This window comes from Burkholderia sp. SR8 (assembly GCF_052851275.1).
On the sequence record NZ_JAULUC010000019.1, the window covers coordinates 113,423 to 135,696 of the forward strand.

At 66.8% G+C, this 22,274-nt stretch carries 20 protein-coding genes; 10 read left to right on the forward strand and 10 right to left on the reverse strand.

What is annotated here, in order from left to right; translation table 11 throughout:
• The first annotated feature begins 84 nt into the window (after positions 1-84).
• Together Q3A80_RS22710 and Q3A80_RS22715 are read left to right on the forward strand one after the other, a co-directional pair.
• Positions 85-1,488 carry an L-lactate MFS transporter gene (locus Q3A80_RS22710; RefSeq protein ID WP_446331112.1) on the forward strand — a complete coding sequence of 468 codons (1,404 nt, stop codon included), beginning with the start codon at positions 85-87 and terminating at the stop codon, positions 1,486-1,488.
• A gap of 18 nt (positions 1,489-1,506) precedes the next feature.
• A complete protein-coding gene (locus Q3A80_RS22715) occupies positions 1,507-1,638 on the forward strand; it encodes an MFS transporter small subunit (protein ID WP_446331113.1) in 132 nt (43 codons plus the stop codon).
• 116 nt (positions 1,639-1,754) lie between these two features.
• Here Q3A80_RS22715 and Q3A80_RS22720 read toward each other — a convergent pair whose 3' ends face one another.
• The 4 genes from Q3A80_RS22720 to Q3A80_RS22735 form a co-directional block, all read right to left on the reverse strand.
• Complete coding sequence (locus tag Q3A80_RS22720) at positions 1,755-2,585, reverse strand: Rossmann-like and DUF2520 domain-containing protein (RefSeq protein WP_446331114.1); 831 nt, start codon at positions 2,583-2,585, stop codon at positions 1,755-1,757.
• A 48-nt stretch (positions 2,586-2,633) separates the two neighbouring features.
• Positions 2,634-4,082, reverse strand: a complete 1,449-nt coding sequence (locus tag Q3A80_RS22725) for an aldehyde dehydrogenase family protein (protein WP_446331115.1) — start codon at positions 4,080-4,082, stop codon at positions 2,634-2,636.
• Between the two features lie 3 nt (positions 4,083-4,085).
• Positions 4,086-5,189, reverse strand: a complete 1,104-nt coding sequence (locus Q3A80_RS22730) for a tartrate dehydrogenase (RefSeq protein ID WP_446331116.1) — start codon at positions 5,187-5,189, stop codon at positions 4,086-4,088.
• A gap of 297 nt (positions 5,190-5,486) precedes the next feature.
• Complete coding sequence (locus tag Q3A80_RS22735) at positions 5,487-6,407, reverse strand: LysR family transcriptional regulator (protein ID WP_446331117.1); 921 nt, start codon at positions 6,405-6,407, stop codon at positions 5,487-5,489.
• A 388-nt stretch (positions 6,408-6,795) separates the two neighbouring features.
• Between Q3A80_RS22735 and Q3A80_RS22740 the strand changes: the two genes are divergently transcribed.
• The 3 genes from Q3A80_RS22740 to Q3A80_RS22750 all read left to right on the forward strand — a co-directional run bounded on the left by Q3A80_RS22740 (position 6,796) and on the right by Q3A80_RS22750 (position 9,301).
• Positions 6,796-8,124 (forward strand): MFS transporter, encoded by a 1,329-nt coding sequence (locus tag Q3A80_RS22740; RefSeq protein WP_446331118.1) that lies wholly within the window; start codon positions 6,796-6,798, stop codon positions 8,122-8,124.
• Positions 8,125-8,181: 57 nt separating this feature from the next.
• The gene (locus tag Q3A80_RS22745) at positions 8,182-9,084 is read left to right on the forward strand and encodes an NAD(P)-dependent oxidoreductase (RefSeq protein WP_446331119.1); all 903 of its coding nucleotides are present in this window, start codon (positions 8,182-8,184) and stop codon (positions 9,082-9,084) included.
• 85 nt (positions 9,085-9,169) lie between these two features.
• Positions 9,170-9,301 carry an MFS transporter small subunit gene (locus Q3A80_RS22750; RefSeq protein ID WP_446331120.1) on the forward strand — a complete coding sequence of 44 codons (132 nt, stop codon included), beginning with the start codon at positions 9,170-9,172 and terminating at the stop codon, positions 9,299-9,301.
• A 99-nt stretch (positions 9,302-9,400) separates the two neighbouring features.
• Here the strand turns inward: Q3A80_RS22750 and Q3A80_RS22755 are convergent, their stop codons facing one another.
• Positions 9,401-10,060: a response regulator gene (locus tag Q3A80_RS22755; protein ID WP_446331121.1), complete on the reverse strand. Its 660-nt coding sequence runs from the start codon at positions 10,058-10,060 to the stop codon at positions 9,401-9,403.
• Between Q3A80_RS22755 and Q3A80_RS22760 the strand changes: the two genes are divergently transcribed.
• The 4 genes from Q3A80_RS22760 (at position 10,031) to Q3A80_RS22775 (ending at position 15,713) form a co-directional block, all read left to right on the forward strand.
• Positions 10,031-11,974, forward strand: a complete 1,944-nt coding sequence (locus tag Q3A80_RS22760; protein ID WP_446331122.1) for an ATP-binding response regulator — start codon at positions 10,031-10,033, stop codon at positions 11,972-11,974. The two genes, Q3A80_RS22755 and Q3A80_RS22760, sit on opposite strands and share 30 nt — an antisense overlap.
• A 357-nt stretch (positions 11,975-12,331) precedes the next feature.
• Entirely contained in the window at positions 12,332-13,213 is an 882-nt protein-coding gene (locus Q3A80_RS22765) for a sterol desaturase family protein (RefSeq protein ID WP_446331123.1), read from the forward strand.
• 118 nt (positions 13,214-13,331) lie between these two features.
• Complete coding sequence (locus tag Q3A80_RS22770) at positions 13,332-15,248, forward strand: serine hydrolase domain-containing protein (RefSeq protein ID WP_446331124.1); 1,917 nt, start codon at positions 13,332-13,334, stop codon at positions 15,246-15,248.
• Positions 15,249-15,497: 249 nt separating this feature from the next.
• Positions 15,498-15,713 carry a LysR substrate-binding domain-containing protein gene (locus Q3A80_RS22775; RefSeq protein ID WP_446331125.1) on the forward strand — a complete coding sequence of 72 codons (216 nt, stop codon included), beginning with the start codon at positions 15,498-15,500 and terminating at the stop codon, positions 15,711-15,713.
• Between the two features lie 92 nt (positions 15,714-15,805).
• On the opposite strand, the gene Q3A80_RS22780 is transcribed toward Q3A80_RS22775, so the two are convergent.
• From Q3A80_RS22780 to Q3A80_RS22795, 4 genes are all read right to left on the reverse strand, one after another.
• Positions 15,806-17,194 carry an MFS transporter gene (locus Q3A80_RS22780; protein ID WP_446331126.1) on the reverse strand — a complete coding sequence of 463 codons (1,389 nt, stop codon included), beginning with the start codon at positions 17,192-17,194 and terminating at the stop codon, positions 15,806-15,808.
• Positions 17,195-17,298: 104 nt separating this feature from the next.
• The gene (locus Q3A80_RS22785) at positions 17,299-18,477 is read right to left on the reverse strand and encodes a CaiB/BaiF CoA transferase family protein (protein ID WP_446331127.1); all 1,179 of its coding nucleotides are present in this window, start codon (positions 18,475-18,477) and stop codon (positions 17,299-17,301) included.
• A 14-nt stretch (positions 18,478-18,491) separates the two neighbouring features.
• Positions 18,492-19,649: an acyl-CoA dehydrogenase family protein gene (locus Q3A80_RS22790; RefSeq protein WP_446331128.1), complete on the reverse strand. Its 1,158-nt coding sequence runs from the start codon at positions 19,647-19,649 to the stop codon at positions 18,492-18,494.
• A 29-nt stretch (positions 19,650-19,678) separates the two neighbouring features.
• Entirely contained in the window at positions 19,679-20,536 is an 858-nt protein-coding gene (locus tag Q3A80_RS22795) for an FAS1-like dehydratase domain-containing protein (protein WP_446331129.1), read from the reverse strand.
• A 128-nt stretch (positions 20,537-20,664) separates the two neighbouring features.
• Here Q3A80_RS22795 and Q3A80_RS22800 point away from each other — a divergent pair, with 128 nt between their 5' ends.
• A complete protein-coding gene (locus Q3A80_RS22800; RefSeq protein ID WP_446331130.1) occupies positions 20,665-21,615 on the forward strand; it encodes a LysR substrate-binding domain-containing protein in 951 nt (316 codons plus the stop codon).
• Positions 21,616-21,694: 79 nt separating this feature from the next.
• Here the strand turns inward: Q3A80_RS22800 and Q3A80_RS22805 are convergent.
• Positions 21,695-22,274 (reverse strand): ABC transporter substrate-binding protein (locus tag Q3A80_RS22805; RefSeq protein WP_446331131.1); only part of this gene is annotated, 580 nt, incomplete at its 5' end.

Genomic DNA, 22,274 nt, shown 5'->3' on the forward strand with positions numbered 1-22,274 from the left:
CGGTCGGACAGGCGATCACAGCGCCCCGTCGACACGCCGACATACAAAATGGATCGACCACGATCCCCAACGGAGACACCACTGATGAGCAGCGTTATCGATCCCGGCGCCCGCGCAGGCGCCGCGTCTTTCTTTTCGAAGGAAGCGACCATCGCGCAACCGGGTTTTTCGCGATGGATGGTCCCGCCGGCCGCGCTGGCCGTGCATCTGTGCATCGGCCAGGCCTATGCGTTCTCGGTCTTCAACGGCCCGCTCACGAAAGTGATCGGCATCACCGAATCCACCCCTGACGATTGGTCGCTCACGACGCTCGGCTGGATCTTCTCGTTGTCGATCTTCTTCCTCGGGCTGTCCGCGGCGTTCGCCGGCAAATGGCTCGAGCGCGTCGGCCCGCGCCGCACGATGTTCACGGCCGCGTGCTGCTTCGGCGGCGGCTTCCTGATTTCCGCGCTCGGCGTGAAGCTGCACCAGATCATGCTGCTGTACCTCGGCTACGGCGTGGTCGGCGGCATCGGACTCGGGCTCGGCTACGTGTCGCCGGTGTCGACGCTGATCCGCTGGTTCCCCGACCGCCGCGGGATGGCGACCGGGATGGCGATCATGGGCTTCGGCGGCGGCGCGATGATCGCCGCGCCGCTGTCGGTCGCGCTGATGAATCATTTCAAGAGCGCGACGAGCGTCGGCGTCGCCGAGACGTTCGTCGTGCTCGGCATCGCGTACTTCATCTCGATGTCGATCGGCGCGCTCGCGATCCGCGTGCCGCCGGCCGGCTGGAAACCGGCAGGCTGGACGCCGCCCGCGGTGACGAAGCACAAGATGATCACGTCGAATCACGTGCACATCGACCAGGCACTGAAGACGCCGCAGTTCTATCTGATCTGGCTCGTGCTGTTCCTGAACGTGACCGCCGGGATCGGCATCATCGGGCAGGCGTCGGTGATGATCCAGGAGAGCTTCAAGGGGGCGGTCAGCGCCGCGGCCGCAGCCGGCTTCGTCGGCCTGCTGTCGCTGTTCAACATGGGCGGGCGCTTCGTGTGGGCGTCGGCGTCCGACTGGGTCGGGCGCAAGAACACGTACTTCATCTTCTTCGCGCTGGGCGCGGTGCTGTACTTCTGCGTGCCGCTGTTCGCCGCGTCCGGGCAGATCGCGCTGTTCGTGCTGACGTTCTGCGTGATCCTGTCGATGTACGGCGGCGGGTTTTCGACGGTGCCCGCGTATCTCGCGGACATGTTCGGCACCGCGTACGTCGGCGGCATCCATGGCCGGCTGCTCACCGCCTGGGCTGCGGCCGGTATCGCCGGGCCGGTGCTCGTCAACTACATCCGCGCATATGAAGTCGCGCACGGCGTGGTGAAGGCCGATGCGTACACGATGACGGTTCACATCATGGCGTCGCTGCTCGTGGTCGGATTCATCTGCAACCTGTTCGTCAAGCGCGTCGATGAGCGCCATCACATGACCGATGCGCAGCTCGATGCGGGCAAGTAAATTCTGGAGACGCGAAAAATGAATGAAACGGTTGCTTCGGTTCGCCCGACCAACAAGGCGGTGCTTGCCGTGTTCTGGCTGTATGTGCTGGTTCCGCTCGCGTGGGGCGTCGTGAATACGCTCACGACCGCGATGAAGCTGTTCGGCTGAAGGCGGGAACGGTGCGCGTGCCGCAGCGCGGTGCGCGCACGATGAAGACGGCGGGCGCGGGCAGCGGCATTTTCGCTGCCGCGCCGGTCGAACAGGCGGTGCGCCGCACCGGTTGCTTACGCGCGCACCTTGCCGTTTTGGGCGAGGCGCGCGGCAAGTATGGACAACGCGTGATACGCGTCTCGCGCAGCAGGATCCCACGCGCCGATCGCACGAACGTGTGCGTTCACGACCTCGGTATCGCCGCGCGCGGCGGGGCCCGTGAGCGCTTCGCGCGGGCCGAGTGCGAGCAGGTTGTCGGTGGCGTTGCGCATCAGCGTGCGCAACATGTCCTGCATCAGCGCTTCGGGAAGCCCCGCACTGCGCCATAGTTCGCTCGACAGCGACGCGAGCACCGGAAGAAAGTTGGACGCGACCACCGCGGCACCGTGATAGAGCGCTTTCTGTTCGCTGCGGATCTCGAAACACCGCGCACCGACGGCCGCGAGCGTGTCGCCCCATACGCGACAGGCTTGCGGATCCCCTTCGATTCCAACCGGCGTTCCTTCGAACTGGAACACGGCCGTTCCCGGGTCCGCGAAACTCAGCACCGGATGCGCGCTGGCCGCGGACCAGCCGATCGCGCGCAACGGTGCCAGCGCTTCCGCGCCCAGCGCGCCGCTGCAGTGCACGACGATCGCTCGCGCACCGTGCTCGAACCGCTGTGCGAGCTGGCTCGCGACTTCGCGGATCCGGATGTCCGGTACCGACAGCAGCCAGATATCGGCGGGCTCGATCGGAGCGAGATCATCGACCGGACGTCCGGCGCCGACGAACTCGGCGGCCGCACGCGCGCATGCGATGTCGCGATCGTAGATCTGCCGCACGTCGGCAACGCGGTTCGCGACGATCAGGTTGCCGAGTGTTTTGCCGACGCGGCCGGCACCCACGATAGTCAGTCGAGACATGTCGATTCCCCGGCGACGGCACGCACGGCCGTCGCGCCGTTGCGGCGGTCAATCGTGCTTGATCGCGATGGTCTTCAGCGCGGTAAAGCCGAGCAACGCTTCAAAGCCCTTCTCGCGGCCATATCCGCTTGCCTTCACGCCGCCGAACGGCAGTTCCACGCCGCCGCCCGCACCGTAGTTGTTGATGAAGACCTGTCCGGCCTGCAGCTTGCGCGCGAGCCGGAGCGCACGTGCGCCGTCCCGCGTCCAGACGCCGGCGACGAGGCCGTACTGCGTGCCGTTCGCGAGTGCGACCGCCGCGTCTTCGTCGTCGAACGGCATGGCCGCGAGCACCGGGCCGAATACCTCTTCCTGCGCGAGTTCGCTGTCGGGCGGCACGTCGCGGAACAGCACCGCTTCCTGGTAGTAGCCCGCACCCGATGCGCCGGCCGCGATGGTGCCGCGGGCCGCCACGCGAATGCCGTTCGCCTGCGCGCGCTCGACGATGGCCCGGACCCGCGCATGCTGCCTGGCGTTGACGAGCGGCCCCATCTCCAGATTCATCGACGGCGGCCCCGAACGCAGCAGCGCGAATTGCTGCGCGAGACGATCGAGCACGCGCTCGTAGACGGTGCGCTGGACGAGCAGGCGGCTGCCGGCCGAGCAGGTCTGGCCCGCGTTCTGCACGATCGCGTTGACGATCACGGGCAGCGCCTGGTCGAGGTCGGCATCGTCGAACAGCAACTGCGGCGACTTGCCGCCCAGTTCCAGCACCGCGGGGCAGTGACGCTCGGCCGCCGCGCGGCCGACCAGCGCGCCCGTTCCGGTCGACCCGGTAAACGAGATGTGACGAATGCCGGCGTTGGCCGACAGTGCCGCGCCGGCTTCGCCGCCCAACCCCGTGACGACGTTGATCGCACCGGCCGGAAAGCCGACCCCGGCCGCGATTTCGGCGAGCCGCAGAATCGACAGGCTCGCATCCTCCGCCGGCTTGACCACGCACGCATTGCCGGCGGCGAGCGACGCACCGACCGAGCGCCCGTAGATCTGCATCGGGTAATTCCACGGAATGATGTGGCCCGTCACGCCGATCGGTTCGCGCACCGTCAATACCGTGAACCCGGCGGTGTAGGGCAGCGTGTCGCCGTGCAGCTTGTCCACGCAGCCGGCGTAGTACTGCAGGTAGCGCGCGAGCACTGCGGCATCGGTACGGGCGGTGTTCAGCGCCTTGCCCGTGTCGCGCGCTTCGAGCTGCGCGAGTTCGTCCGCATGCTGCGAAACGGCGGCCGCGTACGCGAACAGCAGATTGCTGCGCTCGACCGGCGACAGCTTCGCCCACGGGCCGTCGAGCGTATCGCCCATCGCGCGCTGTGCCGCGGAAACGGCGCGCTGCACGTCCGTTGCATCGCCGCGTGCGATCGTCGCGAACGGTTCGCCGGTGCTCGGGTCGACGACTTCGATCCGCGCGCCGGTATTCGGCGCGACGCGGGCGTTGTCGATGTAGTGATCAAATTGCATGGGTCATTCCTCGATCGATGCGGGATTCGCGACGGTGTGCGCTATCGCGGCGCCCAGTTCTTCGGTGGTGGCCGTGCCGCCCATGTCGCGCGTGCGCGGGCCGGCGACGAGCACGGCCTCGATTGCGGCGACGATTTCGGCGGCCGCCGCGTCGTAGCGCGATTCGCCGCGACCGAGATGCTGCAGCAGCAACGCGGCCGACCAGATCTGGCCGATCGGATTCGCGATGCCGCGGCCGGCGATGTCGGGCGCCGAGCCGTGCACCGGCTCGAAAAGCGACGGGAAGCGGCGCTCAGGGTTCAGGTTCGCCGACGGCGCGATGCCGATCGTGCCGGTACAGGCGGGGCCGAGGTCGGACAGGATGTCGCCGAACAGGTTCGACGCGACGACGACATCGAAGCGATCCGGATTCTGGACGAAGTGCGCGCACAGTATGTCGATGTGATATTTGCGCGTTTCGATGTCCGGGAACGACCGGGCGATTTCCGCGAGGCGCTCGTCCCAGAACGGCATCGTGATCGAGATGCCGTTGGATTTGGTTGCCGCCGTCAGCTGCTTGCGCGGGCGCGAGCGCGCGAGTTCGAACGCGAACCTGAGCACGCGGTCGACGCCGACACGCGAGAAAACCGACTGCTGCACGGCGATCTCGCGATCGGTTCCGGTGAACATCCGGCCGCCCACCGACGAATACTCGCCTTCCGTGTTCTCGCGCACGACGATGAAATCGATGTCGCCGGGCTGGCGTCCGGCGAGCGGCGCGGGCACGCCCGGCATCAGGCGCACCGGACGCAGGTTCACGTATTGATCGAACTCGCGCCGGATCTTGAGCAGCGATTCCCACACCGCGACGTGGTCCGGCACGATATCGGGCGCGCCGACCGCGCCGAAGAAAATCGCGTCGTGCGTGCCGATCTGCCGCGCCCAGTCGGCCGGCATCATCGTGCCGTGGCGAACGTAGTGATCGGTACACCAGTCGCCGAACTCGTCGAACGCGAGCGGAATGTCGAAACGGTCGGCGGCGGCGCGCAACACGCGCATGCCTTCGGGCATCACTTCCTTGCCGATGCCGTCGCCGGCGATGACGGCGATGCGGTGCGGGTTCTTCATATTGCTGGAAGCCTCCATGACGAAGCTGGCGTCCCGCACGGGAGGGGCAGGCACGCGGAGCAGCGTGAACCGCGCGGCATCGAACCGCTGCGCGAGCTTCGATACGCGACGCCGAGCCCGGTCACTTCGGGTCGCGTCGGCGTGTCTCCCGTGTCTCTTCCGTTGCGGTAACCGGCGGACTGTTGAATCTGTCAGTCGAATCTACTGCGTCGCACGCGCGGGCAGGAAGTGCGGATCGGTGAACGGGACCTTCGAAAATCTGCAACACGCCGGCGGCCGCGGGCCGGCGGCAGTGCTTCAGTCGCTAGACTGCCCGGCTTCACCGGACACGAGCGCAGGCGGCGCGAACGACGCGAGGAACTCGAACAGCTTGCGTGTCGGCAACGGCACGGCGCCCGCGCGGATGCCGACCGACATCACGCGGTTGGCCCACGGATCGTTCAGGCGAATGAAGCGCAGGCGCATCGGTTCGCGAAACAGCGCGACCGCGCGCTCGGGCAGGATGCCGATGCCTTGCCCTGCGGCGATCAGCCGGCACATCGCTTCGAAGCTCTGCACCTGCACGCGGAAGCGGACCGACTTGCCGAGCAGCGCCGCTTCCCTGACGAGCGAACGCGTGAGTTCCGAGCGGTCGTCGAGCGCGACCAGATCGTGGTCGAGCAACGCGCTGAAGTCGATCGACTCGCCGGTCAGCGGATAGTCGTCGGGCACGACCACGCTGGCGCGGTCCATGCAGTAGGGCGCGAGATGGATCCCTTCGGTCGCGGTGCGCGACGTGACGATTCCGACGTCCGCGCGGCCTTCGCGCAGCGCCTGCAGGATGTCGGCGCTTCTCAATTCGCTGATCTGCAGCTTGATGTCGCGATAGCGCTGCGAGAACGCGCGCAACTGGTCGGGAAGGTCCTGGCTGATCGCCGAGATGTTCGCGAAGACACGCACGCGGCCGACCGCGCCTTTCGTATAGTCGGACAGCTCCGTGTAGATCGCATCGGTGCGCAGCAGCAGGTCGGTCGCGTGGCGCAACAGCGCTTCGCCGGCCGGCGTGAGTTCGACGCCCGCCACCGTGCGGTTCAGCAGCACCACGCGAAAGTGATGCTCGAGCAGCGCGATTCGTCGGCTCGCGGTGGAAAGCGACATGTGGGACTGCTGCGCGGCGCGCGACAGGCTGCCCAGCTCGGATGCACGGACGAACAGGGCGAGGGACGTGAGATCGAACAAGCGCGGACTCCGGTTGAAACTGCGGCAAGTATGTCATCCATCGATGCGCTCCATGGCGCCGGGCGAAGTGGTGCTAACCCTGAGCGGCCGCGCATGGTGCGCCGCACACCGCGACGCCGCGGTCACGGCGCAGCGGCCCGTGTCGCGCGGGCGATCGGCGGCTAGAATCCGTTTTTCCGGCGGCTTGTGCATTGCACCGTACGATGGCCGGCCGGCGCATGCGTTCGAGATATTCGAAGTGCCGCTTGAAGGATTTCGCATATCGGGCGGGCGGGGCACCCGGTAGATTCGAACCGTCCCCTGTCGCACACACCTATCTCGACAGCGACTGCACGCGCGGCGACGCAAGCCCGCACGCGGGGCCATCCATGAACTTTCGGAGACAAACGTGGAAATCGACGCGACCTGCAATCCGGGCGACCTCGCAGCCCCGGCATCGGCGCACGACCTCGCACAGGAGGACCGGATCTTTCGTCGGCTTGCCGTGCAGATCCTGCCCATCCTGATGTTCGCGTACGTCACTTCGTACATCGATCGCGTGAACGTCAGCTTCGCCAAACTGCAGATGAGCCAGCATCTGGGTTTTTCCGATGCGGTGTTCGGCTTCGGCGCCGGGATATTCTTTCTGGGCTACGTGATCTTCGAGGTGCCCGGCAACATGCTGCTGGTGCGGGTCGGGCCGCGGCGCTGGATCACGCGGATCGTCGTGTCGTGGGGCATCGTTTCGGGTTTGACGGCGTTCGTGTCCACGCCGATGCAGTTCTACGCGATGCGCTTTCTGCTCGGCGTCGCCGAGGCCGGCTTCATCCCGGCCATCGTGCTCTACATGGCGCGTTCGTTCCCTGGGCGGCGGCGCGCGCGGATCCTGTCGATGTTCTATGCGGCGCTCGCGCTGGCCGGGCTGATCGGATCGCCGTTGACCGGCTTCATCCTTCAGTATTTCGACGGGGCGCTGCAGATACCGGGCTGGAAATGGATCTTCATTCTCGAGGCGCTGCCGGCATTCGTGGCTGCCGCCTACGTATGGAAGGGCCTCGACGACGACGTCACGCGCAGCGAGCGCTTCTCGCACGCGGAGCGCGCGATCCTGACACGCGTACTGGCGGAAGACCGCACGACGACGCAATCCGCCGATCACCGCGGCCTGTTCTCGAGCTGGCTCGTGTGGGCGTTCTGCGTGATCTACTTTCTCGACGTCTTCGCGATTTACGGCTATACATTCTGGGCGCCGACGATGATCAAGCAGATGGGCATCGGCAGCGATTTCGTCATCGGCTTGCTCGCCGCGCTGCCGAACGCGGTGGCCGTGATCGTGATGATCCTCTTCGGGCGCAGCGCGGACCGGCGCGGCGGGCGGCGGCTGCACGTCGCCGCGCTGCTGCTGATGGGCGCAGCCGGGCTCGGGCTGTCGGTCGTCTGGCACGATCAGCTGTGGCTCGGGATGTTCGCGCTCTGCATCGCGAACGCGGGGCTCATCTCGTTTCCGCCGCTGTTCTGGAGCATGCCGACCGCGGCGCTCGGCACCGCGTCGGTATCGATGGGCATCGCGGTGATCAGCTCGTTCGGAAACCTCGGCGGCTTCTTCGGGCCCTATGCGGTCGGCTACCTGAAGCAGCTGTCCGGCAATCTCGCGGCGCCGCTGTTCCTGATGGTCGGGTGCCTGTTGCTGGGCCTCGTCCTGACGATGCTGCTGCCGGCGCGGCTCGTCGAGCGGTAACGAAAGTTCATTTCGCCGCGGCGCAGCGCCGCGGCGCCATCTTTTGACGGGAATGACATGAAACAGCAGATTGGCCTGATCGGCGTGGGTTTGATGGGGCATGGTATTGCGCGCAACGTGCTGAAGCACGGTTATCCGCTCACGGTCGTCGAGCATCCGGGCAACCAGCCGCTCGACGAACTGCTGCGCGGCGGCGTGCGGACCGTGCGGACCGCGCGCGAACTGGCCGCGCAAGCGGACGTCGTGATCCTCTGCGTGACGGGTTCGCCCGAAGTGGAAGCGGTGCTCACCGGTGAAGACGGCGTGTTGGCCGGCCTGAAGGACAATGCGATCGTCGTCGATTGTTCGACCGCGGTTCCCGAGTCGACCGTGCGAATGGCGCGGCTCGTCGAAGCGGCAGGCGGGCGCCTCGTCGACGCGCCGATGACGCGCGGCGCCAAGGAGGCGCACGAAGGCCGGCTCAACCTGCTGGTCGGCGCGACGCCCGCGTTGTTCGACGAGATCAGGCCGGTGCTCGCGTGCTTCGCGGAAAACATCACGCGCGTCGGCGACCTCGGGGCCGGCCACAGCATGAAGCTTCTGCACAACTATGTTTCGCTCGGGACCATCGCGCTGCTGTCGGAAGCCGTCGCGTGCGCGAAGCGCTCGGGCGTGGACGTCGCGGTGCTCGCCGACGTGCTCGCGAACGGCGGTGGCGGCGGCGCCGCGCTGAACCGGCTGCGTCCGTTCCTGGAGACCGGCGACACGTCCGCGCTGCCGTTCCATATGGCCAATGCGCTGAAGGACCTGTCCTACTACTCGGCGATGGCGGAAGGCGTCGACGCGGCCCATGCAATCGCGGCGGCCGTCACGGATACGTACCGCGCTGCCGTTGCCGGCGCCGGCGCGCATTGTCCGGTGCTGAAACTGACCGATGTGCTGATGGCGGCGCCCGCGCGCGACGAGGGCGCGTCGCGCTAACCGTTCGTCAAGCGCGTATCGATGAGCGCGATCACATGAGCGATGCGCAGCCCGATGCGGGCAAGTAGATTCCGGCGACGCGAAAATGGATGAAGCGGTTGCTTCGGTCGGGCCGACCGACAAGGCGGTGCTTGCCGTGTGCTGGCTGTATGTGCCGGTTCCGCTCGCGTGCGGTGTCGTGAATACGCTCACGACCGCGATGAAGCTGTGCGGATAACGGTGAAGAGGAGGCGCGTGCTCGATCGGTATCGGCACGCGCGTTGAAACCGCCAGGGCGGCCGTTCTGCCCGAACGTCTGGAGCGATGTCGGCGATCGTCAGTGCCGGAACGCCTTCCCGCCGACGTCGCCCGCGCGCGGCAGAACGGCCAGGCCGTCGTGCAGCGCATACGCGACGACGTCGGCGACGTTATGCAACCGCAGTTTCGCCATCAGGTTCTGCCGGTGCTTGCGGACCGTCAGCACACTCAGATTCAGCAGCGCGGCGATATCCTTGCTGGAGTGTCCGTTGGCGATCAGCACCAGGATTTCCTTCTCCCGCGCGGTAACCGGCGGCGCCGCATTGCCGCCGGCGTTCTCGAGCAAGTGGATGAGCCCGTCGCTGATATAGCGGATACCCGACAACACGACCTCGATCGCATGCAGCAGTTCGTCGCCATCCTCGTGCTTGAGCATGTAGCCGTCGACGCCGATCGCGACAGCCGCGCGGACCGTGACGGGATTCTGGTTGCCCGTGATCACGAGGATCCGCGTTTGCGGCGATTGCGCCTTGATTTGCCGCGCCAGTTCGATGCCGGGATAGCCGGGCAAATCGAGATCCAGCAATAGAAGATCCGCCTGCGTATCGCGCACCAGGCGAGCGGCCGTCTGCCCGTCTCCGGTTTCCCCGACGACTTGCCAGTCGATTTGCGTTTTCAGCAGCAACTTCAACCCGTCGCGAATGATGGCGTGGTCTTCGGCAAGCACGATTTTTTTCATTTTTCTTTCGCTTTCCCCCGGATCACCCGGAAGTGCATTCCTTTGCGACAATACGACGCGATCCCCGCTGGCGCGTCGTGCGACGGACCAGATCGATACCAGACCAGTTTAACGCCGGATTTGCTACGCGACCTTGAAATGGGAAAAAGAATAGCGCAAGAGTATCTGGCCAACGTTCGACTCGAGCTGGTCAATACGCTGTACCGCCAGTCGCCGCCGATTCTGGTCGGCAACATCGCTGTCGTCAGCCTGACCACCTTCCTGCTGTGGAACGAGGTGTCGCGGCGCACGCTGCTGGGATGGGCCGCGGCGATCTGCGTGTTGACGTCGATCCGCGCGGTCATGGTGTGGCGCGATCGTCGCGCAGGCGAACACCCGGTCGATACGGCCGCAGCGCGTGCGAGGCGCTATGTGTTCTTTGCCGGCGTGTCCGGCTGCCTGTGGGGCGCGATGGGTGTCCTGTTTTTCTCGCCGCACAACACGATCGTGACTGCCCTCATCTGCATCGTGCTGGCCGGCATGACGGGCGGCTCGGTCGCGTCGCTGTCGTCGTGGTGGCCGACTTACGTGGCTTACGCATTGCCGACGGTCCTGCCGTTCGCGATCCGGTCGTTCGTATACGGCAGCGCGCTGTTTTCCGTGCTGGGCTTCCTGTCGCTGTTCCTGCTCGCCGTCAATCTCGCATTCAGCCGGACACTGCAGCGTACCGTGCGCGACGCCGTCTCGCTGCGCTTCGAGAACATCGACCTGATCCGGCAACTGACCGCGGAGAAGGAGCGCGCGGAACTCGCGAATCGCAGCAAGTCGCAATTCCTGGCCGCCGCCAGCCACGACCTGCGCCAGCCGACCCATGCGCTGGGCCTCTACATCGCGACGCTGCGCGCGATGGCGCGCGCGCCGGCCGTCGAGGGGCGCGCCCTCGACGAGATTGCGGAGCGGCTTCGGACCGCATTGAAAGGCATGTCGCAATTGCTGAACGTGCTGCTGGACATTTCCCGGCTCGACGCGGGCGTGATCGATGCGGAACCGCGCCGCTTTGCGCTGCAGCAGACCTTCGATGCGCTGGACAACCAGTTTCGCCAGGCCGCGGCGGCCAAGGGCTTGATGCTCAGGATCCGGCCGACGCCCATCTGGCTGGAAACCGACGCGGTGCTGCTGCATACGATCCTGTCGAACGTGCTGTCGAACGCGGTGCGCTATACGCCGCACGGCAGCATCCTGGTGGCGTGCCGGCCGCGCGGCACGGACGTCGAGATCCAGGTGTTCGACACCGGCATCGGGATCGAAGCCGATCAGTTGCCGAACATATTTCGGGAGTTTTACCAGATCGGCAATGCGGCCCGTGACCGCGAACAAGGGCTGGGCCTCGGGCTGGCCATCGTGCAGCGCACGGCGGTGCTGATCGGCGCCAGCGTCCGGGTGCGCTCGACGGCGGGCCGCGGCTCGCTGTTCTCGGTGCGGCTGGCTTCGATCGGGCCTGCGCCTTCGTGCGAGGCCGCGCCGGACCAGCACGGCACGAATCCGGCATGCGCACCGGGGAGCGCGCGCAAGACGCTGCTGGTCGTCGACGACGATCGCGACGTGCTGGCAGGCATGCAGACCTTGCTGCAAGCCTGGGGCCACACGGTCGTGGCGGCGCAGTCGCCGGGCCGCGCGATCGAATTGGCCGCGGCGCGGCGTGCGGAGCTCGACATGATCGTGACGGATTTCAGGCTGGCCGGACGCGTGACCGGCGCCGACGTCATCCACGCTGTGTTCCGGGTCATCGAACGCGAGATTCCGGCGATCATCGTGACCGGCGATACGTCGCCCGAGGGCATTCACGCCGCGTCGTCGAGCGGCTTCAGCGTGCTGCACAAGCCGCTGGACCCGCAGCAGATGCAGGCGCTGATCGACACGCCGACCCGCGCCTGATCCGGCGGCGTGGCGAGCGGGCACGGCAGATACTGCATATGCGGTATTTACCTGACCGTATCGCGTGCAGTACCTTCGCACCAGCTGGCAATCGCAAGAGAACAGTGGCGCGGGGGTAGCGAAGAAAGCCGGGGCAGCGAGGAAGACCAGCACGTCGAGCCGACCGGGACCGAACCGGTCGGCTCGCAGTCGATTGTTCCGGACGCAGTACTTTCTGAAAGCATCGCGACAGGGTGTCGTGCCGGCACCCTGGTTCGCGTTCCCCTTGCGCATGAGCCGACCGGCGGACCGCGGTCGAATTCCTGAACGGCGGCAATGGCCTCGGCGCCATGGGCCGCGTGCCTGGAGCGCAACGGTATGCAGAACCTGCCCAATATCATGGTGGCCGCGTTGCCGGCCTTCGCGGTGCTGATCGCGGTCGAAGCCGGGCTCGCCGCGGTGCTGGGGCGGCGCCTGTACCGCACGCGCGACACGCTCGCCAATATCGCGCTGGCAGCCGGCGCGTTCGTCGCCAGCGTCCTGACCGGCGGGCTCGTGCTGACGGTGTTGAGCTGGGTGTATGCGCACCGGGTTTTCACGATCCCGATGAATGTCTGGTGGGCGTGGGTGCTGTGCTTCTTCGCGGACGATTTCAGCTATTACTGGTTTCATCGCGTCAGCCACGAGGTGCGCTGGTTCTGGGCGTCGCACTCGGTGCACCATTCGTCTGAGCAATACAACCTTTCGGTGTCGCTGCGCCAGACCTGGACCGGCACGATCAGCGGATCGTTCCTGTTCTGGGCGTGGATGCCGCTCGTCGGGTTTCATCCGAAGATGATCCTGTTCATGCAGTCGGTGAGCCTGATCTATCAGTTCTGGATTCACACCGAAGCGATCGGGAAGATGCCGCGCTGGTTCGAGGCGGTGCTGAACACGCCGTCGCAGCATCGTGTTCATCACGGCAGCGATTTCGACTATCTGGATACCAACTACGCCGGCACCACGATGATCTGGGATCGGCTGTTCGGGTCGTACACGCCCGAGCGTTTCACGCCGCACTACGGGTTGACGTCGAGCATCGGCACCGACAATCCGTTCAGGATCGCGTTTTACGAATGGATCAACCTCGCGCGCGATCTCGCGAAGGCCGGCAGTGTGCACGCCGCGATCAATTACCTGATCCGGCCGCCAGGCTGGAGCCCCGACGGCAGCTCGCTGACGACGCGCGACGCGCGCCGTGCGACGCAGCAGGTTTCCTGAGCAGGCGGTCCATCGCTCCTCCGCGCTGCAATGCGGATCGGGGATCGCGGCCACGCTTGGAGGGCCGGGACAGCTCGGGGTACCGGACGACACTGGAACGAGAACAAGGAAAACATCCATGGCGAACACACGCGATCCGCAGGGTCCGCAGCCGGGCGGCGTTCCGGCCAGCGGAGGCCGTCGGCAGTTTCTCGGCTACGCCGGCGCGGGACTGTTGTCGACGGTGCTGCCCGGTTGCGGCGGAGGGGACGGCATTCAACAGCCGTCGGCCTATGGCGCGACCATCGCCGCGGGTCGACAAGCGATTCAGGCGGAACTCGACGGCAACCGCCAGAACGTGGCCGGCATCTCCGTTGCGCTGCTGAAGGGCGACCAGGTGGTATGGGCCGAGGCATTCGGGTATGCCTCGGTCAGCCCGGCCGTCGCCGCGACGCGGACGACGCGCTACAACATCGGCTCGGTGACCAAGGTGATCGCGGCGCTGGCCGGCGTGATCCTGCAGGATCGCGGACTGATCGACCTGGACGCGCCGATCGTGCGCTACGTGCCGTCGTTCTCGATGCTGTCGCCGCAGTATGTCGAGATCACGTCGCGTCATCTGCTGTCGCACTCGTCGGGTCTGCCCGGTCAGAACATGCACGACATGTTTACGTACGTGCCGATTCCCGGCTATGCGCAGAACGCGCAGCAGGTGCTCGCCAACGAACACCTGAACCATCCGCCGGGCCAGTTCGCGGTGTACTGCAACGACGGCTTCACGATCTTCGAGCTGGTGGTCGCGGCCGTCACCGGGCAGAGCTTCACGGACTTCGTGCAGCAGGCCATCCTGACGCCGCTGAACATGACGCATTCGAGCTTCCTGACCAGCGTGCCGACCAGCGGCGAATTCGCGCTCGGATACAGCAACGGGACGCAGTACGGACAGGAATTCACGAACGCGTATGCAACGGGCGGCTTGTCGACGACGCCGCTCGACATGATGAACCTCGCGCAGATGTTCATCGGCAACGGCGTGTTCCAGGGGCGACGGATCGCGTCGGCGGCGGGGATCGCCGACATGCTGACGGACCAGACCGAGCGCTGCCAGATCCAGTCGACCCGGCTCGGCTATGCGTTCGCGTTCGGCCTCGGCTGGGACGATGTCGACGATCCGGTGCTGCGTGCCGCCGGTGCGGCAGGGGCATACAAGAGCGGCGGCACGCTGTTCTTTTCGAGCCATTTCTACGTGCTGCCCGCTGCACGGATGGCGCTGATGATCACGGGCGGCGCGGGCTACGATGCGGCCAGCCTCGCTCCGTCGATTCTGCTTCATGCGCTGCAGGAAGACGGCAGCATCGCCGCTGCGCCCGCGCAGGTGAGTACGAACGCGCCGCCGGTCGCCGCGTCGCCGGACGTTTCGCTGGCCGGCGGCGTGTACGGCAACGAGGCGACGCCGGTGCAGGTCGTCGTGAACGCGGACGGCAGTCTGGCGTTGACGAAATGGACCGATACCGGTTGGGGCGCGATTGGATCCGGCACCGCGCCGTACCGCTATCGCAGCGACGGGTGGTGGTGGAGCGACGGCGATACGGTGTCGTACCGCTTCGATCTGCTGCCGGGCACGGACGCCGCCGGCAATGCGGTGACCAACCGGTATCTGACCAGGCGTATCGTCGACCGGTCGGGCTACGTGTATCGCGCCGCGCCGTATGGGCAGCAACTGAAGCAGCTGGACGGCCTCTCCGCGGCCTGGCAGGCACGCGTGAATTCAGCGTGGACCGTCATCAACGAGTCGGCGCAATCGGTCGCGCCGGCCAGCCGCGTGCGCGTGTCTCTCGGTACCGTCGATGCGTTGCGGGGCTATGTGCTGTTCGGTTACAGCATCAACGGCGCGCACACCAGCTATCAGTTCCTGCGGCCGCTCGCCGACGATCGCTGCGGCATGGCGGTCGCGGTGCCGGTCATGCTCGGACGCGACCTGTTCGAGATCGTCATGACGAACGTGAACAACGCCGAGACGATGGCCGCATCCGGATGGCAGTGTCAGCGGGCGTGAGGACGAAGGCGGGCGGGAGTGCAGGTGCCGTGGTCTCGTCTGCTTTCACCGGGGGCGCGCTTGTGTGAGAACGGGGGGCGAAAGCGTCTGAGGGCTGATGCGTTCAGCGCATGACGAGCCCGCCGTCCACCGAAATGGACTGCCCCGTCACATAGCTGGACGCCGAGCTGCACAGCCGCAGCACGGCGTCGGCGCGTGCACCGTCGCCATTCACGTCCGCCAGCGCAACCGCTGCGCCGGCCCGTGCGAATGCGGTCGCGGTCGCGAGAGGCGGCCAAGGCCGGATTCGGCCTCGCGTACCCGCCGGAGGACATGGTTCGTCCGCTCGTATCGAAGGGGCAGCTCGTGTCCGTACTGGAGGACTGGTGCCCCGTGTGGCCGGGCCTGCACCTCTACTATCCGGACAGCCGGCAGCCGTCGCGCGCGATGACGTTGCTGGTCGATGCATTGCGCTGCCGGCCGTAGCCGCTCGCGCAGCGAAGCGCGGGGCAGCTCGGGCGGCGTACTCGCGCCGGCCGCGCGAACCCGCCGCCGCACCACGCACGGCAACGTCGGCCTTATGCTTGCGATACACCCGCGCTCACCGCCGCACCGTCCGCATTGTTCGTCCCCGGCGCGACCGCTTCGAGTGCCTGCCGTCCGGTTTCGACGCGCAGCAACCCGATTGCGACACACAGCACGCCGAGCGTCGCACTGACCATCGCGATCACGCCCGACACGCCGAACGCCTGATACAGCGCGAGCGCCAGCGCGGGCGTGCCGATCGACGACATCCGCCCGCACATGCCGGCGACACCGGTGCCGCGCAGCCGCACTTCGGTCGGGAACAGTTCGGGAATGTAGCCGAACAAGCCGAGCGTCGTGATCGTATAGATCGCGCTGACGAGACAGAACCCGACGAGGATGATTGCCGTCGTATCGCGCAGCGACACATACAGCCAGCCCAGTGCGATGCTGAGAATCGAAGCGATGACGATGCCGCGCGCCCGCCCGAGCCGGTCGGCGATCAGGTAGCCGATCAACCCGCCGACCGGCGACCCGATCGACATCAGGAACACGAAGCCGAGCGATTTGACGACGGACAGCCCTTGCGTGACGAAGAACGTCGGCAGCCACGCGATGAAGCCGTAGAGCCCCACGTTCACGCCGATCGCAGTCAACGCGGCGACCGCCGTGCGCCCGCGCATCCCCTTCGAAAACAGCACGCCGAGCGGCACCTTGCCGACGTGCAGGTCGACCGTGCGCCGCACCGGCGGCAGCGTGCCGACCTGCCGGCTCACGTCGGCCTCGATCGCGGCCAGCGTCGCTTCGGCCTCGTCGAGCCGCCCGACCGACTCCAGCCAGCGCGGCGACTCGGGCATCCGCTTGCGCATGAACCAGACCACCAGCGCACCCGCGCCCGCCAGCGCGAACATGTAGCGCCAGCCGAGGTGCGGAATGATCCAGTAGCCGGCGGCGAGCGCCGCGAAGAGCCCGCTGTTCGTGATGATCGCGAGCAGCGACACCCACTTGCCGCGCGTCTCGGGCGGCACGAACTCGGCGAGCGTGCCGGCCGCGACGACGAGTTCCGCACCGAGCCCGATCCCCATGACGAACCGCAGCACGATCAGCCATTCGATGTTCGGCGCAAAGCACGCGGCGATCGACGCGAGCCCGAACACGGCGAGGTTGAGCTGATACGAATAGCGCCGCCCGAGCCGGTCGCCGACATAACCGGCGACGAATGCGCCGATCATCATCCCGACGAATGTCGACGACACGAACATCGCGCCATGCCGCAAGTCGGTGAAGCCGTCCTTGACCATCGATGCGACCGAGCCGTTCGCGAGATAGATGTCGAACGCATCGAGAAATGCGCCGCCGGCGATCAGTCCGAGAATCTTCCAGTGGAACCTTGAAATCGGCAGCCGGTCGAGCCGGCCGGCCGCATTGACGGTGTTGGCCATGATGTCTCCAGGTGTGCGGCGCTCTCGCGCCTGTCGACCAGACGCGGACACGCTTCGATGTTGATGGTTGGGGAACGCGCTGCGATCAGCGCGGCATGGCGCGGTCAGACAGCGCCGGTTGCGTGCAACGTGTGAATCCGTTCTTCGTCGTAGCCGAGCTCGTGCAGCACGGCATCGGTATGCTGGCCGAGCGCGGGCACCGGATCCATGCGCGGAGCGTCGCCCGGTGCGACGCCGGGCGGCAGCAGCGCGGGAATCTCGCCGACCGGCGTGGCCACGCGCGTCCAGCGATGCCGCGCCGCGAGCTGTTCGTGTTTCCACACGCCGTGCATGTCGTTCATGCGCGCGTTCGCGATGCCGGCCTGCTCGAGCCGGTCGATCACGTCGGCGGCCGTCAGCGTCGAGAACGCCTCGACGATGATGACCATCAGCGCATCGCGATGCGCGACACGGCGGCTGTTGGATCCGAAGCGCTCGTCGCTCGCCAGCGCGGGCCTCCGGATCACGGTCTCGCAGAAGCTTTTCCATTCGCGCTCGTTCTGCAGGCCGAGCATCACCGTCCTGCCATCGCCGGCCTTGAACGGACCGTACGGAAAGATCGTCGCGTGCGACGCGCCGGCCTGCTGCGGCGGCGACTGGCCGTCGATCGCGTAGTAGAGCGGGTAGCTCATCCACTCGACCATGCTTTCGAGCATCGACACGTCGATGTGCCGGCCGCGCCCGGTGCGGCCGCGTTCGATCAGCGCGGCGAGGATGTTCGTGTACGCATACATGCCTGCCGCGATATCGGCGATCGAGCAGCCGGCCTTGGCCGGCTCGCCGTTGGCACCGGTAATGCTGAGGAATCCGGATTCACTCTGGATCAGCAGGTCGTAGGCCTTCTTGTCGCGAAACGGCCCGTCGAGCCCGTAGCCCGAGATGTCGCACACGATCAGCCGCGGATACCGCTCGCGCAGCGTGTCGTAGTCGAGCCCGAGGCGTTGCGTCGCGCCGGGCGCGAGGTTCTGCACGAACACGTCGGCATCGGCGAGCAGCGCGTGCGCGACGTCGAGCGCCGCAGGCTGTTTCACATCGAGCGTGATGCTTTCCTTCGAGCGGTTGGTCCACACGAAGTGCGACGCGAGCCCCGACACGCGTTCGTCGTAGCCGCGCGCGAAGTCGCCGGCGCCCGGCCGTTCGACCTTGATCACGCGCGCGCCGAGATCCGCGAGCTGGCGCGTGCAGAACGGCGCGGCGATCGCATGCTCGAACGTGACGACCTTGATGCCTTCCAGTGGGCGCATGTTCGGCACTCCCGTCAGAACGAACGCGGCAGGCCGAGGATGTGCTCGGCCACATACGACAGGATCAGGTTCGTCGAGATCGGCGCGACCTGGTACAGACGCGTTTCGCGGAACTTGCGCTCGACGTCGTATTCGCACGCGAAACCGAAGCCGCCGTGAAACTGCAGACATGCGTTCGCGGCTTCCCACGATGCGTCGGCGGCGAGCAGTTTCGCCATGTTGGCCTGCGCGCCGCACGGCTCGTGCGCATCGAAGCGGCGCGCGGCGTCGAAGCGCATCAGGCTCGCGGCCTCGACGTTGACGTACGCGCGCGCGATCGGAAACTGCACGCCCTGGTTCTGACCGATCGGGCGGCCGAACACGACGCGATCCTTCACGTACTGCGACACCTTGTCGACGAACCAGTAGCCGTCGCCGATGCATTCGGCAGCGATCAGCGTGCGCTCGGCGTTCAGCCCGTCGAGGATGTACTTGAAACCCTGGCCTTCGTCGCCGATCAGGTTTTCGGCCGGGATCTCGAGGTTGTCGAAGAACAGCTCGTTGGTCTCGTGATTCACCATGTTCGGAATCGGGCGGACCGTCATCCCGTTGCGGATCGCGTGATGCAGATCGACGATGAAGATCGACATCCCTTCCGATTTCTTCTTCACGTCCGACAGCGGCGTCGTGCGCGCGAGCAGGATCATCAGGTCGGAATGCTGCACGCGCGAGATCCACACCTTCTGGCCGTTGATCACGTAGCGATCGCCTTTGCGCACCGCGGTCGTCTTGATCTTCGTCGTATCGGTGCCGGTGGTCGGCTCGGTCACGCCCATCGACTGCAGGCGCAGTTCGCCGCTGGCGATCTTCGGCAGATAGCGCCGTTTCTGCTCGGCCGACCCGTGGCGCAGCAGCGTGCCCATGTTGTACATCTGGCCGTGGCACGCGCCGGAGTTGCCGCCCGCGCGGTTGATTTCCTCCATGATCACCGACGCCTCGGTCAGGCCGAGGCCGGAGCCGCCGTATTCCTGCGGAATCAGCGCGGCGAGCCAGCCGGCTTTCGTCAGCGCGTCGACGAACGCTTCGGGGTAGCCGCGCGCCTCGTCGATCTTGCGGAAATACTCGGCGGGAAACTCGCCGCACAGGTCGCGAACGGCTTCGCGAATGTCTTGGTACGCGTCGGTCGGATTCATGTTTCGTATCGGGGATTGCGTCGGAATGGTCAGGCGAGGGTCGCGCTCGCGGACATGGTCAGCCAGCCATCGTGATCCTTCGCCCAGAGGTCGATGGTCTTGCCGTCGTCGCCGAGGCGGCCGCACACGCTGAACGGGTGGCCGAGGAAGGTCGGTCGCACCGCGCGGTACGCGTAGTCGGCGACGGTCGCGCCGGGCAGCGAGCGCGTGATGAGGTCGAGCAGCAGCGTCGAGATCAGCGGGCCGTGCACGACGAGATCCGGATAGCCTTCGACGTCGCGCACATAGGTGCGGTCGTAGTGGATGCGATGGCCGTTGAAGGTCAGCGCCGAATAGCGGAACAGCATCACTTCGTCCGGCATGATGTCGCGCTGCCATTGCGCATGGTCGGGCGCAGCCTTCGGCGCAGGGGCCGCGGCGCCGGGCGCGGCCGCGCCGCGATAGACGATGTCGTGTTCCTCGCGGATCGCCACTTCGCCCGCGGTTTCGATCACGTGCTCGACGGTGACGAAGCCGAGCGTGCCGGTGCGGCCTTCCTTGCGTTCGACCGACAGCACGCGCGACGTGCGCGTGGCGGTCGAGCCGATCGTCAGCGGCGCCTCGAACGTGAGCCGGCCGCCGGCCCACATGCGCCGCGGCAGCCCGAGCTCGGGGAGGAATCCGCCCTTGCGCGGGTGGCCGTCCGGGCCGAGTTCGGCCTGCTGCGCGATCGACCAGAAATACAGCCAGTGCCACGCCGGCAGCAACGCATCGCCGATCGCGGGCACGACCGGATGATCGAGCGTGGCCGCGAAGGCGATCGCGCGTTCGGCGCTGATCAGGTCGGTCGCGACCTGCGTGGCATCATCGCCGGCATGCGAGCGGGGAGCGTTCACTGTCACCTCCATCGCCGGGCATGCCGGCTGTCCTGAATGGGTATGGGGTGACTTTAGGCGATGCGCTCGCGCGGCGGAAATACCGTTTGAATGTGCCGGCCATAGGGGTATCCTATGGCTTTCGCGCCGACCGAACCGCCATGGACATCCGCCAGCTCCGTTACTTCGTCAGCATCGTGGAATACGGAAGCCTCGGCAAGGCCGCGGAAAAGCTGTTCGTCGCGCAGCCGTCGCTGAGTCAGCAGATCGCGAAGCTCGAGGGCGACGTCGGTGTCGCGCTGCTCGTGCGCAGCCCGCAGGGCGTGAAGCCGACCGCGGCCGGGCAGGCGCTGTATCGCCATGCGCGGCTCGTGCTGCGGCAGATGGAGCAGCTGCGGCAGGAGGTGCGGGAAGGCGCGGGCAGCGAGTCGGGCACGGTCGCGGTGGGTTTTCCGACGACGATGACGTCGATTCTCGCGGTGCCGCTGTTCGAACGCGTCAGGGCCCGCTATCCGGGTATCCGGCTGCAGTACCTCGAAAGCATGAGCGGTTTCATCAACGAGCTGCTGGCGAACGGCCGGCTCGACCTCGCGATCCTGTTCCGCGAATCCAATACGGCCGGCATCACCGCGCTGCCGCTGTTCGACGAGGTGCTTTACCTGCTCGGCGAGCCGGGCGGTGCGGTGCCGGCGCGCGCGCGCACCTGTCCGCTCGCGTCGCTCGCCGGCGTGCCGCTCGTCGCGCCGGGCGTGCAGAACGGGCTGCGCCTGTTGCTCGAGCGCACGTTCGCGCGCGAAGAGGTGCCGCTGAACATCATCGCGGATATCGATTCGCTGCCGACGATGATCTCGCTCGCGCAGTCGGGGCTCGCTTGCACGATTCTGCCGGCGTCCGCGCTGGCGTCGCGCGAGCCGTCCAACCGGCCGAAGATGCGCCGGATCGTCGAGCCCGAGATTCGCCGGCCCGCGAGCCTGTGCTGGTCCAATACGTCACCGGTCAATTCCGCGGCGCTGGCCGTGCGGGAAACGATCGTCGAACTGATCGGCGAACTGGCCGCGAGCGGCACGTGGACGGGCATCACGTTGCGCACGGCCGACTCCGCGCCGTCGTGACGTGCGCGCTGCGGCGCGGATCACGCGACGGTGCGCCGGCGGGAAAGCGCGGTCGCCCGACCTGCCGGTGACAAGCCGATCAGCGCGGCGGCGCGACCGATGCGCCCGTGATTCCGTGCCGCCGCAACGAATCCGCGACGAAGCCTGACGCCTTCATCTCCTCGACGAAATCGCCGAGCAACGCGGCCGCCGCTGCGCCGCGGCTCTTCGGCACACCCATTGCCTGGCGGATCACCATGAAACGCTCGCCGAGCAGGCGCAGGCCCGGTGTCTTCGCCGCATCGGCTTCGAGTTGCTGTTTTACGCCCGCGGCCACTTCGAGCTGCTGTTCGACGAACGTCGGCACGACGGCCGGCGACGTCGGCGCGCGTACGATCTGCGCGGCCTTCAGTTCGCGCGTGAGGTAAAGGTCGTACGCGCTACCCTTGCCGACGGCCACACGATTGTGCGGCTGATCGACGTCCGCATTGCTTCGGATCGGCGAATCGTCACGCACCAGATAGAAACCTTCGATCAGCACGTACGGCTCGGTGAACGCGACCGTTTCGCCGCGCAGCGGATCGACCGCGAAGAAGCCGAAATCGGCTCGCTCGTCGGTCAGCGCCTGCACGGACTTGCCGGCCGCATCGAACACCACCAGCTCGAGCTCGGCGGAAAGG

Coding starts and splice junctions, on each gene's coding strand:
- Q3A80_RS22710 (WP_446331112.1), top strand. CDS start 85: ATGAGCAGCGTTATCGATCCCGGCGCCCGCGCAGGCGCCGCGTCTTTC.
- Q3A80_RS22715 (WP_446331113.1), top strand. CDS start 1,507: ATGAATGAAACGGTTGCTTCGGTTCGCCCGACCAACAAGGCGGTGCTT.
- Q3A80_RS22720 (WP_446331114.1), bottom strand. CDS start 2,585: ATGTCTCGACTGACTATCGTGGGTGCCGGCCGCGTCGGCAAAACACTC.
- Q3A80_RS22725 (WP_446331115.1), bottom strand. CDS start 4,082: ATGCAATTTGATCACTACATCGACAACGCCCGCGTCGCGCCGAATACC.
- Q3A80_RS22730 (WP_446331116.1), bottom strand. CDS start 5,189: ATGAAGAACCCGCACCGCATCGCCGTCATCGCCGGCGACGGCATCGGC.
- Q3A80_RS22745 (WP_446331119.1), top strand. CDS start 8,182: ATGAAACAGCAGATTGGCCTGATCGGCGTGGGTTTGATGGGGCATGGT.
- Q3A80_RS22750 (WP_446331120.1), top strand. CDS start 9,170: ATGGATGAAGCGGTTGCTTCGGTCGGGCCGACCGACAAGGCGGTGCTT.
- Q3A80_RS22755 (WP_446331121.1), bottom strand. CDS start 10,060: ATGAAAAAAATCGTGCTTGCCGAAGACCACGCCATCATTCGCGACGGG.
- Q3A80_RS22765 (WP_446331123.1), top strand. CDS start 12,332: ATGCAGAACCTGCCCAATATCATGGTGGCCGCGTTGCCGGCCTTCGCG.
- Q3A80_RS22770 (WP_446331124.1), top strand. CDS start 13,332: ATGGCGAACACACGCGATCCGCAGGGTCCGCAGCCGGGCGGCGTTCCG.
- Q3A80_RS22775 (WP_446331125.1), top strand. CDS start 15,498: ATGCGGTCGCGGTCGCGAGAGGCGGCCAAGGCCGGATTCGGCCTCGCG.
- Q3A80_RS22780 (WP_446331126.1), bottom strand. CDS start 17,194: ATGGCCAACACCGTCAATGCGGCCGGCCGGCTCGACCGGCTGCCGATT.
- Q3A80_RS22785 (WP_446331127.1), bottom strand. CDS start 18,477: ATGCGCCCACTGGAAGGCATCAAGGTCGTCACGTTCGAGCATGCGATC.
- Q3A80_RS22790 (WP_446331128.1), bottom strand. CDS start 19,649: ATGAATCCGACCGACGCGTACCAAGACATTCGCGAAGCCGTTCGCGAC.
- Q3A80_RS22795 (WP_446331129.1), bottom strand. CDS start 20,536: ATGGAGGTGACAGTGAACGCTCCCCGCTCGCATGCCGGCGATGATGCC.
- Q3A80_RS22800 (WP_446331130.1), top strand. CDS start 20,665: ATGGACATCCGCCAGCTCCGTTACTTCGTCAGCATCGTGGAATACGGA.